Source organism: Coprococcus sp. AF19-8AC (assembly GCF_003603115.1).
Classification (GTDB): domain Bacteria; phylum Bacillota; class Clostridia; order Lachnospirales; family Lachnospiraceae; genus Coprococcus; species Coprococcus aceti.
This window is the reverse complement of record NZ_QTMI01000001.1, coordinates 237,331-253,939: the sequence shown is the minus strand read 5'-3', so window position 1 is coordinate 253,939 and position 16,609 is coordinate 237,331. Positions and strand designations below refer to the sequence as shown.

Here is a 16,609-nt window from a genome sequence, read left to right as displayed (position 1 = left end):
ATGATTCATGCTTATTCTGCTATATGATCACGCTGTATTACTGCTCCTGCAGTGCTTCTGTCACAGACTTGATGAGCAGCTTAACAGCCTCGTCACAGTGCTCCTTCTTAACGATAAGTGGAGGTGCGATCCTTATGATGCTGTCTCTTACAGCTGTTATGAGGAGCTTGTTCTCAAACGCTCTGTGCTTTACTTCAAATGCGATAGGCTTGTTGAACTCAACGCCTATAAGAAGACCACGTCCTCTGATCTCCTTGACACAAGGAAGTGCCTTGAGTTCCTCCATGAAGTATGCTCCTACTTCCTTTGCATTCTCGTAGAGCTTGTTATCCAGTATCTCATCTATCTCTGCAAGCGCCGCTGCACAACACACAGGGTTGGCTGCGTATGTTGAACCGTGGGCACCAGGTGTAAATGCTGCTGCTATCTTGGTGCTTGTACACATCGCGCCTATAGGCATACCGCCCCCGATGGCCTTTGCCATGGATACCATGTCAGGCTTTACGCCATATGTCATATATGCCATGATGTCTCCGGTTCTTCCCCATCCGGTCTGAACCTCGTCGAACATGAGGAGCATGTTCTTCTCATCACAGAACTCACGAAGTCCTTTAAGGAACTCAGGGTCTGCAGGGTATACACCACCCTCGCCCTGTACAGGCTCTACCATGATTCCTATGGTGTTCTCATCGCATTTGCTCTTGAAGTCCTCAAGGTTGTTATACTCTGCATATGTGAATCCCGGAAGGAGTGGTGCAAATCCCTTGTGGCAGGCCGAATCAGGCTGGCCTGTTGCCGACAGTGCACCGTATGTTCTTCCGTGGAAGCTGTTCTTCGCTGTCACGATCTTATATCTGTCCGGTCCGTAATTGTCCACGCCGTACTTTCTAGCCATCTTGATCATGGCTTCATTTGCCTCTGTTCCTGAGTTCTGGAACACGATCTTCTCCATGCCTATGGTGTCACACACCTTCTTTGCAAGGAGGATCATTGGAAGTGTATATGCATAGTTTGATGCATGTATTACATTTGCCGCCTGGTCAGCTATGGCCTTTGCAACCTTCTTGTTGGCATTTCCCGCGCTGCTTACCGCTATTCCTGCGAAGAAGTCGAGGTATCTGTCGCCGTTCTCAGCGTACACATACATGCCATCGCCCTTCTCCTCTATGAATTCCCATCTTCTGGACTGCTCTGCCAGATATGTATCTACTATCTCTAAAAGTTCTTCTCTTGTATAACCTGATTCACTAACCTTCATCTTTCTCTCCTTTTGCCTTTATCTACTTTATAGGCAATTGCGAAACATGATTACATATGCAGAGGTGCTTTAGCATACCAATCAGGGGTCGTTTCCACTTAACTCAGTCTGCAGCGGTACTAAAGATGCCGCTGACGCGCCATCTAAGTACCGGCGACTTCGTATTCCCCTGATCTGGTACGGCTAAACACCTCTTGCATGTTCAATTCTTGAATTTCGCAATTGCCTATAATCTACTTCACTGAGTATCGCATCTCGCACGCATACATTATATACACAAAGCCCGCCACTGGCAAGCGTTCGTGAAATATAACAGATAAATGCTTTAACCACCGTTAAAAAGGACTGTACCGTGAGGTATACCTCAAAGCACAGCCCTTTTATATTTATGCATTTCTCTGTATTATCTTGCAAACTGGGAATTGTACAGATTCGTGTAGAAGCCGCCCTTTGCAAGCAGTGTCTCGTGATTTCCCTGTTCGATGATGTGCCCGTCCTTCATGACTAGGATGACATCTGACTCCTTGATGGTTGACAGTCTGTGTGCAACCACGAAGCTTGTTCTGCCCTTCATCATCTTGGCAAATGCTCTCTGTATCCTTATCTCAGTTCTTGTATCTATGGATGATGTTGCCTCATCCAGTATGAGCATAGGTGGAAGATCAAGCATAACCCTTGTGATACATAGGAGCTGCTTCTGTCCCTGTGACAGATTGCCTCCATCCTCTGTTATATATGTGTTATAGCCATCAGGAAGTCTCTTAATAAAGCTGTGTGCATGTGACTGCTTTGCAGCCTCGACGATCTCCTCATCCGTTGCGTCCGGTCTTCCGTATGCTATATTGTCCCTTATCGTGCCGCTCTTAAGCCAAGTCTCCTGAAGTACCATTCCGTAATTGCCGCGGAGGCTCTTTCTTGTGACCTCTCTTATGTCATATCCATCCACGGATATGCTTCCGGCATCCACATCGTAGAATCTCATGAGCAAGTTGATGACTGTACTCTTACCACAGCCTGTAGGTCCCACTATTGCTATTCTCTGTCCGTTCTTCACGTTCAGATTGAGGTTCTTGATGAACTCCACATCTTTGTTGTATGAGAAGTCAACATTCTTAAGGTCCACCTCACCGTGAACGTCTGTGAGCTCGTGTGCGCCAGCAGGCTCTGCAGCCTCTGGGTCCTCGTCTATAAGCTCAAACACTCTGGCAGCGGATGCCAGCGCGTTCTGAAGCTCTGTGACAACGCCTGATATCTCATTGAACGGCTTTGTATACTGATTTGCATAGCTCAGGAAACTTGTGAGCTGTCCAACTGATATAAAGCCCTTTATAGCTGTTATGGCACCTATGATTCCAACGCCTGTGTACACGAGGCTGTTGACAAATCTTGTACTAGGATTTGTTATCGATGAGAAGAATGTAGCCTGAAGTCCTGCCACATTAAGTCTTCCATTGACCTCCTGGAATCTGTCGCAGGTCTCATCCTCCATGGAGAATGCTGTGACTACCTTCTGGTTCTCAACCATCTCATTTACAAGGGATGTGAGCTCACCCTTGATCTCAGCCTGCTTCCTGAACATACTGTATGTTCTCTTTGCTATGAATGACGCAACAAAGAGTGATACCGGAGTGATACATACGACCACAATGGCTATGATCCAGTTGATCGACAGCATGAAGCACAGTGTTCCTACTATAGTCATAACTCCTGTGAATAGCTGTGTAAATCCCATCAAAAGTCCGTCTGAGAACTGGTCTACGTCAGCTATGATCCTGCTGACTATGTCTCCGTGTGTATGTGAATCCACATATGAGAGCGGCAGGCTGCCAAGCTTCTCATATGCCTTTGTTCTTACATCATTAACCACCCTGTATGTGATCATGTTGTTGAGCACGTTCATGACCCACTGTGCAACAGCCGTTATAACGACCACAATCACAAGCTTTGCAAGCATTCCTTTAAGTCCTGTAAAATCTACTTTTCCCGGTCCAACGACCCTGTCAACTGCATGTCCCATGATGATAGGTGCATACAGTGTGAGCACGACCGATATGGCTGCACATATGAGAGACAGAACCACGAGGAACCTGTATCTCTTGATATACTTCAGTATTCTGAGTATCGTCTTTTTATTTACTGATTTATTCCCTTTATCTTTACTCATGAGACAGTTCCTCCTCCGAAAGCTGTGACTGACATATCTCCCTGTATATCTCACAGTTAGAAAGCAGCTGACGATGGGTTCCTATCCCGGCTATCTGACCATCATCCATGACGATGATCTTATCCGAATTCATGATGGTCGACGCTCTCTGTGACACAAGGAATACAGTCATGCCCTTTGTCTTCTCCCTGATTGCTTTTCTGAGAGCCGCATCAGTTGCAAAATCTAGCGCCGATGCGCTGTCATCCAGTATCAGTATCTCAGGCTTTCTGACGACCGCTCTGGCTATGGTAAGCCTCTGCTTTTGTCCACCCGACAGGTTCTTGCCCCCCTGGGTGATCTTGAAGTATATTCCATTCTCCTTGCCGTCTACAAACTCCTTGGCCTGGGCTATCTCAAGCGCCTCGTCTATCTCTGCTTCAGTCGCATCCTGCTTGCCCCACCTGATATTGTCTGCTATTGTTCCGGCAAACAATACAGCCTTCTGCGGTACCACTCCGACCTTATGCCTGAGCTCGTCCAGGGTGTAGTCCTTTACGTCAACTCCGTCTATGCACACGCTTCCCTGGCTGGCATCGTAAAATCTTGGGATCATGTTTACAAGAGAACTCTTTCCTGAACCCGTACCGCCTATGATTCCCACAGTCTCGCCCGGTGCCACGTCAAATGTTATATCTGACAGGGAATCTGCTCCGGCCCCAGCATATCTGAGATTTGCATCCCTAAAGCTTACCTTTACAGTATTTGCCAGTGATCCTGCTGCCTTGCCTGTTCCGTCTGTTATCGATGGTTGCTGATCCATGACCGCATTTATTCTCTTTGCGCAGGCAACAGCCTTGGTGATCGTCACGATAAGGTTTGCGAGCTTGATGAGCTCGACGAGTATCTGTGACATATAGTTGACAAGTGCGACGACCTTTCCCTGTGTGATGATTCCCGCATCTGTCTGTCCCGCTGCGATCCAGATTATAGCTGCGGTTGAGAGATTGATTATCACATAAGTGACAGGATTCATGAACGCTGATATACGTCCTGCAAGGAGCTGGAACTTCATCAGGTCATCCGTGGACTTGTCAAACTCCTCAAATTCCTTGTCCTGTCTGTTGAAGGCTCTGATAACTCTCGCGCCCTCAAGTCCCTCACGGGTGAGCAGTGTGACTCTGTCCAGTCTGTTCTGCACCTTCTTGAACAGAGGTATGCTGAGTGCCATAACACCGAACACAACAATTGAAAGTGCCGGTATGGTCACCACAAATGTCATGGCCGACTTCACGTCGATGGTGAATGACATGATCATGGCACCGAACACTATGAACGGTGAACGGAGGAACAGTCTGAGCACCATGTTGACTCCTGTCTGTACCTGGTTCGTGTCACTGGTCATTCTCGTGAGCAGTGTGGATGTTCCTATGCTGTCGATCTCTGTGTATGAAAGTGATGTAATATGCCTGAACAGATCATTTCGAAGTGCTGTTCCAAATCCTGTAGCAGCCTTTGCCGAAAAATACTGGGCGGTGATAGAACACACCAGACCGATAATTCCCAAAAGTATCATGACGAGACACATCTTCACAACGTAGCTTATGTCACGCCCTGCTATACCGACATCGATTACATTTGCCATGACGATCGGGATAAGCAATTCAAATGTTGCCTCCAACATCTTAAAAAGCGGGGCAAGTATGGACTCTTTCTTATAGTCCTTAAGATATCTAAGTATTCCCTTCATCTCTTCTCCTAACAATACTCATTCCGTATATAACAGACACAGATACCATCCATGTCGTCATTACTCAAATAGAACTTCCACACCATATATAAGGTGCGGAAGTTCTATTTCAAGCTATGCTGCAATGGCGCTGATTATCTGAGTAATTGTCTGTTACCAATGTTATCATATCCCTTGCAATTATATATCAGTCCTCATCGTCCTCTTCCGGAAGATTTGCATTGTGATATACTGCCTGAACGTCATCGTCCTCCTCAAGCATATCTATAATCCTTGTGAACTTCTTGACAACCTCAGGATCGTCTATATCAACATAGTTCTGAGGTATCATTGTGAGCTCAGCCTCAGCCATCTTTATGCCTTCCTTCTCAAGGCTCTCTCTTACCTGCGAGAAATCCTCAGGTGCTGTGATGATCTCGTAGCTGTCATCCTCGTCTGAGAAATCCTCAGCTCCTGCATCCAGTGCCATCATCATGAGGTCGTCTGCATCTATATCACAGTCTTCCTTTGCAATGATGATCTGTCCCTTGTGATCAAACATATATGATACACAGCCTGTTGTACCTACGTTACCGCCACCCTTTGTGAAGCAGTTACGCACATTGGCTGCTGTTCTGTTCTTATTGTCCGTAAGAGTGTCTACTATGATGGCGGTACCGTTAGGACCGTAGCCTTCATATGTATTCACTACATAGTTTACTGAGTTTGCATCTCCTGCCGCTCTCTCGATACCACGCTTGATAGTATCGTTAGGCATGTTGTTCGCCTTTGCCTTGGCGATTACATCACGAAGCTTGCTGTTGTTCTCAGGATTTGCTCCGCCTTCCTTTACTGCTACCACGATCTCCTTACCAATGATTGTGAAGATCTTACCCTTTGCTGCATCGTTCTTTTCCTTCTTGTGCTTGATGTTCGCAAATTTTGAATGTCCTGACATCGTTAATTCTCCTCTTTCTCTTGATTACTAGTTACGTATATTATCACTATTGCGGTGTTTTTTCAACCTTTGTGATCTTTACCTCATCGATCATGTTGTTATTTACCGACAGGGAAGTGAATCTGTAGTTCTGATACACTATCTCTATCTCCTCATCCGCATATGGAAGTCTCCCCAGCTCATACAGCAGAAATCCGTTCAGCGTCTGGAAGTCCTCGTCCGGGAATTCTATCCCCAGAACGTCACTCAGCTCATCCAGTTCAGCCTTACCACTGACTATGTACATATCGCCACGCTTCTTGATATCCTCGCTGGCGTCATCGTACTCGTCAAGTATGTTGCCGACTATCTCTTCCAGAATATCCTCCATGGTCACAATTCCCTCTGTCTGACCATACTCATCCACAACTATGACCATATGTATCTTTGCTGTCTGCATCCTGCGGAACAATTTTGCTATGTTGTACGTAGGATGTACAAATGTAGCCTCAACCATGATCTCAGCCAGTGATTTCGTCTTATCGCGCAGATATTCCTTCACAAAATCCTTGAAATAGATTATTCCAACTACGTTGTCAAGATCACCGTCATACACCGGATATCTTGAATAGTTATTCTCTATCATTATCTCCATGACTTCGTCCAGATCAGAGTTCTTGTCTATAGCCATGACGTTCAATCTGGCCGTCATCACATCTCTGCTCTCCTTGTCAGTGAACTCAAATATGTTTGTAATAAACTGGGCCTCAGAGTCCTCTATAAGTCCCTGCTCATTTCCCTCGTTCACCATGGATATGATCTCTTCTTCTACCTTTTCCTCTTCTGATTTTTTGTTAAAAATCTTCATATAATTGTCTGTATCACCTCATATATTATTTTATGCCAGTTCAAGACTTATCTTCAGAGCTTCATCAACGCGCCTCAGCACATCAGCGTCAACGTGACACACCTTTTCTTTCAGGCGCTGTTTGTCTATAGTCCTGAGCTGTTCCAACAATATGACGGAATCCTTCGCTATATCACAGCTTGAAGAATCAAGCATGATATGTGTTGGAAGTTTTGGCCTCTTCATCTTGCTGGTTATCGCAGCTATTATGACCGTGGAACTGTGTCTGTTCCCAGCCTCATTCTGAACTACTATAACAGGTCGTATGCCTCCCTGCTCCGATCCAACCACCGGTCTTAGATCCGCGTAATAAATATCCCCACGTCTGATCACCAATTCTGTTCACCCCACAAATACTTTCATTGAATGTGGCTATATACTTATATAGTATGTATTCCACTCTAAAAAAAGTATTGCCCATGACAGTACCGGTTATTCGTTAATCCAGAAGATAGTTTACCTGTCCAAGCTCTCTGCCGTCCCTTATGTATGTTCTCGGAACTCGTCTTGATATGTTACATACCAGCTCGTAATTAAAGCTGTTGGCAGGCGCTGCCACCTCCTCGACAGTTACCTCTCTGTCTCCATCCTGTCCGATGAGAGTTACGTCATCTCTTACTTTTACACCATCAATGTGGCTCACGTCAACCATGAACTGATCCATGCACACCCTTCCGATGATCGGAGCATACTCTCCATGGATGATAACTCGGCCTATATTGGACTGTGCTCTTGGGTATCCATCGGCATATCCTGCCGACACCGTCGCAACCTTTATATCATGATCCGCTATATAGGACCATCCATATCCTATACCTGTTCCGGCTTTTACGTCCTTCACAAATATAACCTTGGACATAAGTCTCATAGCAGGTTTCAAAGCCGCTATATTCTTATCTACTTCATCTGATGGATAAAGTCCGTATGTGACTATTCCCGATCTGACCATATCAAAATCCGAATTGTCCATCTCCATGATACCCGCACTGTTAGATATATGCCTTACAGGTATGTGTATTCCAAGTGCCTCAAGCTGGCTGTTTATCCACCTGAACTTCTCAAGCTGACCATTTGCAGCGGTCTTGTCGAGTTCATCAGCCTTTGCGTAATGGGTAAATATCCCCTCTATCTCTATGCCCGGCATCTGACTGATCTTTTCTATGTTCTTCACGCCATCTTCATCACATGTGAATCCGATTCTTCCCATGCCTGTATCGACCTTGATATGGATCTTTGCCTTTGTATTCATGCTCACCGCCAAATCCGAGAGCTTCTGTGCATCGTCCACCTCATACATGGCAGGTCTAACATCATATCTGATAATCAGTTCGTAATCCGAGGGATCTGTGTAGCCCAGTATCAATATGGGCTTATCTATATTTGCTCTTCTGAGCTCCAAAGCCTCATCGATGAATGCCACTGCAAAGAAATCCACCAGATCATCAAGTGCCTCTGCCACCTCGACAGCGCCGTGTCCATAGGCGTCTGCCTTTATGACCGCCAGCATCTTCTTATCACCGTCTATAAGCCTTTTCATAGCCGTGATATTATCCCTTATATTGTCAAGATTTATCACAGCCTGCACTCTGTTAAAGTTACTGTTGTCCATCATGTTCTGCTCCTTTTATAACCTCCGATATAGCGCTCACTATATCCCTGGCTATCATTGCATTTCTTCCTCTGTGCTCTGCCGCCATATCTCCTGCCAACCCATGTATATATACTCCCAGCTTCGCAGCCTCATACGCACCAAGTCCGGTGCAGACAAGCCCAGCTATTATCCCGGCAAGCACATCCCCTGCCCCCGCAGTTGACATACCGTTATTACCGGATGTGTTTATGTACACATCCCTGCCGTCACTTACGCATGTTCTGGCATCTTTCAGCGCACTTACAACATTATACTCCATCGAAAAGTCTTTGCACACCTCTAATATATTCTTTTTTATATCCGGTATGGCGACGCCTGTAAGTCTTGACATCTCTCCTATATGTGGTGTTACGATCACCGGTCCTCTGTGTCTTCCAAGAATATCGGGCTTTTCGGATATTATGTTCAAGGCATCCGCATCCGCGATCACGGTCTGCACGGCCTCGCACATAATATATTCCACCATGCTCCTTGCCGCATCGCCTTTTCCTATACCAGGACCGATCAGTATGGCATCCGACCACTCCACGGCATCCCTTGCACACTGCTCCGCTTCATCTTTGTTGCTATAGCACATAAGCACTGCCTCAGGAATTCTTACTCCTGCTATCTCCTTGTTGTCGATATGTGTGTATATCTTCACAAGCCCTGTTCCCATCCTGTATGCAGCCTCCGCCGCAAATGTCATGGCACCGGACATGTCTCTGCTTCCAGCTATCACCGCAAGCTTTCCATATGTTCCCTTATTTGATGAATCACTCCGTCCCGGAAGCATGCACAGATCGTCTCTGTTGTAGGAATATGCCACCGGGTGTACTCTGTCCACTTCAGCCTGTGCAAATCCTATGTCTCTCACAACGACCTCTCCGCTTATCTCGCAGCCGGGATAAAATATCAGCCCTCTTTTATTCAGTCCAAATGTGACCGTCATGCCTGCCCTGAATGCACATCCCATGATCTGCCCCGTGCTGGCATCCACACCTGACGGGGTATCTATGGCAACCTTAAAGCCGACAAGTCCGTTCATCGTCTCTATGGTCTCTCTCCATATTCCCGCCACATCACGCTTGAGTCCGACGCCAAATATTCCGTCCACAACCACATCGTAATCACTGTCAATGATGTGATCCGTCACCTGTATGCCGATTTTTTTCGCTATTTCAAGCTGATATGAAAAGCTGTCGCTTACTCTCGATATTCCATTTATATAACAGACATGGACAATATCTCCCTGCTGGTACAGAAGTCTCGCAAGAGCCAGTCCGTCCCCGCCGTTATTGCCGCCTTCAACAACCACAAGGCACTTTAATTTTCTGTCCGCGTTTATAGACTTCAGTCTGGAATTTATCTCCTCCAGCACGGTGATCGCAGCTCTCTCCATAAGCAGGATCCCTGGCACACCCTTTTCCTCTATGGTCAGCCTGTCTATCTCCTGCATCTCTGTTCGGTCTGCAACATAAAACATATTTCTGCCTCCTTATTGAAGAAAACGGATAATTTCTCTCGAAATTACCCGTTTTATACTTACCTATAAAAATCTTCCGATCTCTTCCTTATCTCTTCTTGAGGAAATCAGGAATCTTGATACTCTCTGTCTTTGGTCTTGACACATGTGCCGGCTCAACTGGTGTTGATGTTACAGGTGTCTGCTGTGCTGGTGTCACAGGTGCTGTGTATGCTGGCTTTGCTGCCGGAGCAGTCTCAGTTGTCTGACCGCCGAGGAACGATGGTCTTGTGCTTGTCTGAGTGCTGTGTGTTCCAAGGCTCTGGCCTGCATATGTAGCAGTCTTTGGCTCTGCAGCAGGTGTTGTTGTAACTGCTGGCTTAGGTGTGGTCATTGTTCCCATAGGAGATGCAGTACCTGCATATCTTGCGGTGACATCGCTCTCGCCTGATCTCTCAAGACCTGTAGCAATGATCGTGATGCTTATATCCTCACCCATGTTGTCATTGTCAACTGTACCGAAGATGATGTTGACTCCATCTCCAGCCTGCTCTGTAAGATATGTAACAGCATCATAAGCCTCAACGATACCAATGTTACCTGAGAAGTTTACGATGATATCTGTTGCACCCGAAACGGTTGTCTCAAGAAGTGGTGAATCCATAGCCTCCTTGATGGCGTCAACAGCCTTGTTCTCTCCGCTTGCTGAACCTATACCGATATGAGCGATACCCTTATCTCTCATAACTGTCTGTATATCTGCAAAGTCAAGGTTGATAAGACCCGGCTTATTGATAAGGTCTGTAACACCCTGAACACCCTGCTGCAGTACCTGATCTGCCTTCTTCAGCGCATCAGGAATACTTGTTCTCTTATCACAGATCTGAAGGAGCTTGTCGTTAGGGATAACAATAAGTGTATCCACATTCTCCTTAAGTCTCTCTATACCTTCGATTGCGTTTCTCATACGAGGCTTGCCCTCAAAACCAAATGGCTTTGTGACAACTCCGACTGTGAGGATACCAAGGTTACGTGCCATCTCTGCAACGACAGGGGCAGCGCCTGTTCCTGTTCCACCACCCATACCACATGTTACGAATACCATGTTGGCGTCCTTGATGATGTCTACGATCTCTTCTCTATTCTCCTCTACAGCGCTGGCACCGATCTCAGGCTTTGCACCAGCACCAAGACCCTTGGTAAGTTTCTCACCTATCTGGATCTTTGTTGTAGCTCTGCTGAGTGAAAGAGCCTGCTTATCTGTATTGATAGCGATAAGTTCCACTCCCTCAACATTCTCATCGATCATTCTGTTAACAGCATTGTTACCTGCACCGCCGACACCAATTACAAGAATCCTTGCCGGTGTTCTCTCGTCATTTGATTTTATCTCAAGCACGGTTGCATCCTCCTTATATACTTATTCTTTATCCATCAATCATTGTCATCTGCTCAAAAGCTGACCGTTTTATCGCATTAGTACCTATATAATACGATTTTTTATATCATTACGCAAGAAATTTTTTATTTATTTTCTTTAAAGATAACGTTCCTCTGCGATTCACTGTAATTCGACATATCAAGAGTTCCCTTTTTACCCTTCACGCTCTCAAGTATGCTCTCAAGATTCATGAATTTCGTCTCCAGGTTTTCACCGTCGCCGATCCTGATCTTTATTCCATCCTTGTGAAGTATGAGATTCTGATCTGTGTCATAAGTAATCTTGTCTATCTGTATTCCGCTCTTGTAAATGAGCTGTGTCATAGTCAGTATCTCCTGGAAGAATCCCGAATCACCGACATCAAGCTTCTTTCCCTGCTCCACGCTGTCACTTGTAAGTCCCTCTATACAAGGAACATCATCAAGCTTTGCATCGGATATCTCGAGCACGATACCATCGCCATCAAAATATGCATACTGATCGCTGTACTTTATGCAGCCCGCCATGGCCTTCTCGTACACCGTGATCTCTACTGAATTCCTGTTCACATATGTGACGTCTATCTTATCTATAAAGGTTACATCCTGGGCAGGATTCAGTCTGCTCTCAAGTATAAACAGCAGCGTATTGCCATAATCCTTACCGCCGGTCACGATATCGACCATCTGTTGGTCAGTGTAGTGATCAGTTCCGGTCACTTTTATGGACTTCAATTTATAACATGTACGTATGTATACAAACGCTATAGCACACAGCACCACCAGAATGAGAAGTATCTTGAGAACTATCTTGAATATCCTTGCCGCCTTCTCACGTCTCGCCTTTCTTCTGGCAAGTTTCTCCGCCTGCAGCTTCTTCTTTCTCTCTATCTCCTCCGGGGTAAGCTTTCTGCCCTCTTTTTTGCGTTTTTTCTTGTTCTTCTTTTTTGCAGCAACCGCCTGATCTTGCTTACGCCTGCGTCTCTCCTCGGATCTGCGGTTTTCTGCATCCTCTCTGCGCATCCGGTCATCCGGTCTGCGACGCTCTCCATCCTGTCTCCTGCGCACCTGCTCATCAGATCTACGACGCTCTCCATCTGGTCTCCTGCGCACCTGCTCATCAGATCTGCGGTGCTCTCCATCTGGTCTCCTGCGCACCTGTCCGTCAGATCTGCGGCGCTCTCCGTCTGGTCTCCTGCGCACCTGTTCGTCAGATCTGCGGCGCTCTCCGTCTGGTCTTCTGCGCACCTGCTCGTCAGATCTGCGACGCTCTCCGTCTGGTCTTCTGCGCGCCTGTTCGCCTGTTCTGCGGTGCTCCCCATCAGGCCTTCTTCGTGTCTGCTCATCCGTCCTGCGGCGCATATCTCCGTCTGCTCTCCGCTGTCCATTGCGGCTGTCTGTCTGCTGTCTTCTCTTATCAACCGGAACCTTGACCCTTCCGTCGAGGCGTTTTCCGGTCATAACATCCACATAGCCGCTTTCACGTCTGGTCTGCGCAACATCAACATTTCTGCTCATTCTATTTTTATTAACATTTCGTCTATTGTTGTTTTCCATTCAAATCTTCCTTTAAAGGATCTGTCATATGTCTGTTTCGTCATACGAAATTCCTCTGGATACGGACATCACTATCCCCATCTCCATCAGAATGAAAATTATCGAACTTCCGCCATAACTGACAAATGGCATCGGCACACCTGTCGGCGGAATGGTATTCGTGACAACACTCACATTTATCAGCAGTTGGACCGCCACATGTGCCATCACTCCCGCTGTGAGCATGCTTCCAAATCTGTCTCTGGCATTCATGGCCGTCACAGCCATCCGCCTAAGTAATATAAGAAAAATGATAAGTATAAATGCCGCTCCGACAATTCCGAGCTCCTCACACACGACTGAGAATATCATATCATTATGTGACTCCGGAATAAACCCCATCTTTTGGACACTTCTCCCAAAGCCCACTCCAAACAGTCCACCGGAACCAACGGCATATAACGACTGAACCGTCTGATAGCCATCTGCGTAATTCTCAGGATCAAGCCATATCTTGACTCTGTTCGCCCTGTAGCCTGCGAACATTATGAAAAGCACACTCCCGACAACACCAAATATACCGATCAGAACAAAATGTCTGACCCTGGGGCTTCCCACAAACAATATTACAAAAAGGATTGCAAAACAGATTATAGCCGTGCTGAGATTCTCCACACCGATCAGGGCTATGGTGATCACGGGCAGGATCATTACCTTTATAAGGCAGCCCGGTCTGCACAGATTTTTGCTCTCCACGGCAGTCCTCGCCGAGGTGTAGATTATGATCGCCGTCTTGGCATATTCTGATGGCTGAAATCCTATAGGTCCAATATATATCCATCTTGCTGACCCATGGCTGGCCGTTCCTATTATCAGCACCACCACCTGAAGAACAAGTGATGACAGCAAAATGACCGCAGACAGCCTGAGCAGTCGCCTGTAGTCATATCTTGACACTATGTACATGGCGAGGATCGCCAGCAACATATAAAGTGCCTGTCTTTTAAAAAAGTACATCTGATCTCCGTACAGGTCGTACGCCCTGTAACTGCTCGTACTGTATATCATGGCAAGCCCAAATATCAGAATCATCCCCAGCGCCAGGAGCATGGTCACATCCACATATCCTCCCGGACACCGTTTTCGTGCATCTCTCACTCTATCTTCTGAAACCTCAGGACCTCCATGCAATCAGATCACTCCTTATAGCTTCTTACATACTTCTTGAACATATCGCCTCTCTGCTCGTAGTTGTCAAACTGTCCCCAGCTTGCACATGCAGGTGAGAGAAGCACCGCATCTCCGTCAACCGCATTCTCATGGCAATATGCTACCGCATCCTGAAGATTCTCCTCAAATATAATTGAGTTAAATCCATGTCTCTTGGCACAGTCAGCTATCTTCTGCGCAGTCTGGCCTATGAGAACAAGCCACTTTACCTTGCCGTCAAACGCCTCTATCCACTCGTCGTACTCAGAACCCTTGTCGTAGCCTCCACCTATGAGGAAGGTAGGAGCCACCATGGCCTGTATTCCCTTTATGGCTGCATCAGGGTTTGTTCCCTTTGAATCATTGTAGTATGCGACACCATCGACGGTGTCAACATATTCTATTCTATGAGCAACAGCCTTGAATGATGTTGCAACATCTCTGATAACATCAACAGGGACTCCCATATAATATGATATTCCAACTGCTGCCAGAACATTCTCAACATTGTGAGCTCCCATGAGCTTAAGATCCTTAATGGCAAGTACATTGATCTTCTTATCGCCATCCTCGAGGATGATATCCCCATCCTCTACATATACTCCACCGGCCGGCTTCTCCAGTCTGCTGAAATATACTACATGGCAATGATCCTTTGCCTTCTCTCCCATGGCGCGTGTATGCTCATCATCATAGTTGAGGACTGTCACATCATCCATGGTCTGATTCTTTGTTATTGAAAACTTTACATTTCCATAATTCTCAAATGTATAGTGCCTGTTCAGATGATCCGGAGTCAGGTTGAGTATTGCACTGACATTCGGATGAAAATCTATAACCGTCTCAAGCTGGAAACTGCTTATCTCTGCAACTGTATCTGAATCATCGTCTGTTGTGTCGCACAGCTCTGTGTAAGGTATTCCAATATTTCCCACAACGATGGTCTTGGCATTGTGTGCCTTGACTATCTCTCCCACAAGGGCTGTAGTTGTAGTCTTGCCGTTTGTTCCTGTTATGGCTGCTATCTTACCCTTACCATAATGGTATGCCAGCTCTATCTCACTCCAGATAGGTATTCCCGCATTTCTCACCACATCTGTAAATGGCGCATCAACAGGGATTCCCGGACTGATGACCATGAGCTGTGATGATGAGAGGGCATCCTCTCCAAGCTCACCGAGTTCTATCTGAACAAGCTCTGAATCGCCTGTCTTCTCCTTTATCGCCTCTATATCTCTGTCCTTGTTCTCATCGAACAGATAAACCTTTACTCCATGATTTACCAGAAGCTTGGTTGCACTGATTCCACTCTTTCCTGTTCCTGCTACTATCGCTGTATTGATCTCCATATCATTTCACCATGGTGCACCACTGCACCATTTTCTCCTTTCTACATTACAGAGCCAGTAAACCTACCACACAGAGGACTGCAGTCACTATAGAAAATATAGCAACGACCTTTGACTCAGGCCATCCCCCGAGCTCAAAATGATGATGTATAGGTGCCATTCTGAACACTCTCTTGCCTGTAAGCTTGAATGAAACAACCTGTATTATAACTGATAATACTTCAATGAAGTATATGAAAGCTATTATAACTATGAATATAGGCATCTTGAGCATATACGCTGTTGATGCAACAAATCCACCGAGTGCCAGAGAACCTGTGTCTCCCATGAATACCTTTGCAGGGTACACATTGTACACAAGGAAGCCAAGAAGACATCCAACCGCTGCGCAGGCAACCGGAGCAACACCTGAGTCTGTTCCCACTGCTACAACCGCAAAGAATGTGGCTATGAGAACCGTGACTGATGACGCAAGTCCGTCAAGTCCATCTGTGAAGTTCGCACCATTAACTGTTCCAAGCACGATGAAGAACAACAGTATCACATAGAGTGTGCTGTTGAGCTGAACCGTCTTGCCAAGGAATGGTATTATAAGCTCATTGTTGATATCTGAATACTTCTCTACATAATATGCAAATACTCCCGTAACGACAATCTGTCCGAGCATCTTCTGCCATGCGTGAAGTCCCATTGATCTCTTCATAACAACTTTGATGTAATCATCGATAAATCCGATAAGTCCAAATCCAAGTGTCACAAAAAGCACCGGAAGGACATCCGGATATTTCTTCATATAGATAAGCGTCGTGATCGTAAGTGACAGAAGGATTATAAGTCCACCCATGGTTGGTGTTCCGGCCTTCTTCAAATGTGCCTGTGGGCCGTCATCCCTGACAAACTGACCGAACTTGAGCTTCTTCAGGAACGGTATAACTATAGGGCACAGCACCACGCTGATACAGAATGCTATCACTACCGGTAAAACAATCTTTAAATCTAAATTCATTTTGTACTCCTTACCTGCCCG

The 16,609-nt window shown here is 46.2% G+C and carries 13 protein-coding genes; all 13 read right to left on the bottom strand.

The window, feature by feature from the left end:
* Positions 1 to 37 precede the first annotated feature (37 nt).
* Positions 38 to 1,258, bottom strand: coding sequence for an aspartate aminotransferase family protein (locus DWX57_RS01195; RefSeq protein ID WP_015533159.1), 1,221 nt, complete (start codon positions 1,256 to 1,258; stop codon positions 38 to 40).
* A 403-nt stretch (positions 1,259 to 1,661) separates the two neighbouring features.
* Entirely contained in the window at positions 1,662 to 3,422 is a 1,761-nt protein-coding gene (locus DWX57_RS01190) for an ABC transporter ATP-binding protein (protein ID WP_120122899.1), read from the bottom strand.
* Complete coding sequence (locus tag DWX57_RS01185) at positions 3,415 to 5,151, bottom strand: ABC transporter ATP-binding protein (protein WP_120122898.1); 1,737 nt, start codon at positions 5,149 to 5,151, stop codon at positions 3,415 to 3,417. Before DWX57_RS01185 ends, DWX57_RS01190 begins: the two co-directional genes overlap by 8 nt.
* 187 nt (positions 5,152 to 5,338) lie before the next feature.
* Positions 5,339 to 6,088 carry a YebC/PmpR family DNA-binding transcriptional regulator gene (locus DWX57_RS01180; RefSeq protein ID WP_015533161.1) on the bottom strand — a complete coding sequence of 250 codons (750 nt, stop codon included), beginning with the start codon at positions 6,086 to 6,088 and terminating at the stop codon, positions 5,339 to 5,341.
* Positions 6,089 to 6,134: 46 nt separating this feature from the next.
* Positions 6,135 to 6,935 carry a hemolysin family protein gene (locus DWX57_RS01175; protein ID WP_118016697.1) on the bottom strand — a complete coding sequence of 267 codons (801 nt, stop codon included), beginning with the start codon at positions 6,933 to 6,935 and terminating at the stop codon, positions 6,135 to 6,137.
* Between the two features lie 30 nt (positions 6,936 to 6,965).
* A complete protein-coding gene (locus DWX57_RS01170) occupies positions 6,966 to 7,310 on the bottom strand; it encodes a type II toxin-antitoxin system PemK/MazF family toxin (protein ID WP_055144003.1) in 345 nt (114 codons plus the stop codon).
* Positions 7,311 to 7,413: 103 nt separating this feature from the next.
* Positions 7,414 to 8,586, bottom strand: coding sequence for an alanine racemase (gene alr / locus DWX57_RS01165; protein ID WP_330416291.1), 1,173 nt, complete (start codon positions 8,584 to 8,586; stop codon positions 7,414 to 7,416).
* Positions 8,570 to 10,090 (bottom strand): NAD(P)H-hydrate dehydratase, encoded by a 1,521-nt coding sequence (locus tag DWX57_RS01160; protein ID WP_117548713.1) that lies wholly within the window; start codon positions 10,088 to 10,090, stop codon positions 8,570 to 8,572. Before DWX57_RS01160 ends, alr begins: the two co-directional genes overlap by 17 nt.
* Before the next feature lie 88 nt (positions 10,091 to 10,178).
* A complete protein-coding gene (ftsZ, locus tag DWX57_RS01155) occupies positions 10,179 to 11,468 on the bottom strand; it encodes a cell division protein FtsZ (RefSeq protein WP_022217215.1) in 1,290 nt (429 codons plus the stop codon).
* 125 nt (positions 11,469 to 11,593) lie between these two features.
* The gene (locus DWX57_RS01150) at positions 11,594 to 13,045 is read right to left on the bottom strand and encodes a cell division protein FtsQ/DivIB (RefSeq protein WP_120122897.1); all 1,452 of its coding nucleotides are present in this window, start codon (positions 13,043 to 13,045) and stop codon (positions 11,594 to 11,596) included.
* Positions 13,046 to 13,069: 24 nt separating this feature from the next.
* Positions 13,070 to 14,182 (bottom strand): FtsW/RodA/SpoVE family cell cycle protein, encoded by a 1,113-nt coding sequence (locus DWX57_RS01145; protein WP_242992592.1) that lies wholly within the window; start codon positions 14,180 to 14,182, stop codon positions 13,070 to 13,072.
* A 38-nt stretch (positions 14,183 to 14,220) separates the two neighbouring features.
* Positions 14,221 to 15,582: a UDP-N-acetylmuramoyl-L-alanine--D-glutamate ligase gene (gene murD / locus DWX57_RS01140; protein ID WP_120122896.1), complete on the bottom strand. Its 1,362-nt coding sequence runs from the start codon at positions 15,580 to 15,582 to the stop codon at positions 14,221 to 14,223.
* A 46-nt stretch (positions 15,583 to 15,628) separates the two neighbouring features.
* Positions 15,629 to 16,588, bottom strand: coding sequence for a phospho-N-acetylmuramoyl-pentapeptide-transferase (gene mraY / locus DWX57_RS01135; protein ID WP_022217211.1), 960 nt, complete (start codon positions 16,586 to 16,588; stop codon positions 15,629 to 15,631).
* Between the last annotated feature and the right edge of the window lie 21 nt (positions 16,589 to 16,609).

Excerpts from the sequence above, each read along its gene's own strand:
- DWX57_RS01195 (WP_015533159.1), bottom strand. The coding sequence starts at position 1,258 with ATGAAGGTTAGTGAATCAGGTTATACAAGAGAAGAACTTTTAGAGATA.
- DWX57_RS01180 (WP_015533161.1), bottom strand. The coding sequence starts at position 6,088 with ATGTCAGGACATTCAAAATTTGCGAACATCAAGCACAAGAAGGAAAAG.
- DWX57_RS01190 (WP_120122899.1), bottom strand. The coding sequence starts at position 3,422 with ATGAGTAAAGATAAAGGGAATAAATCAGTAAATAAAAAGACGATACTC.
- mraY (WP_022217211.1), bottom strand. The coding sequence starts at position 16,588 with ATGAATTTAGATTTAAAGATTGTTTTACCGGTAGTGATAGCATTCTGT.
- alr (WP_330416291.1), bottom strand. The coding sequence starts at position 8,586 with ATGATGGACAACAGTAACTTTAACAGAGTGCAGGCTGTGATAAATCTT.
- DWX57_RS01185 (WP_120122898.1), bottom strand. The coding sequence starts at position 5,151 with ATGAAGGGAATACTTAGATATCTTAAGGACTATAAGAAAGAGTCCATA.
- DWX57_RS01175 (WP_118016697.1), bottom strand. The coding sequence starts at position 6,935 with ATGAAGATTTTTAACAAAAAATCAGAAGAGGAAAAGGTAGAAGAAGAG.
- DWX57_RS01150 (WP_120122897.1), bottom strand. The coding sequence starts at position 13,045 with ATGGAAAACAACAATAGACGAAATGTTAATAAAAATAGAATGAGCAGA.
- DWX57_RS01160 (WP_117548713.1), bottom strand. The coding sequence starts at position 10,090 with ATGTTTTATGTTGCAGACCGAACAGAGATGCAGGAGATAGACAGGCTG.
- murD (WP_120122896.1), bottom strand. The coding sequence starts at position 15,582 with ATGGAGATCAATACAGCGATAGTAGCAGGAACAGGAAAGAGTGGAATC.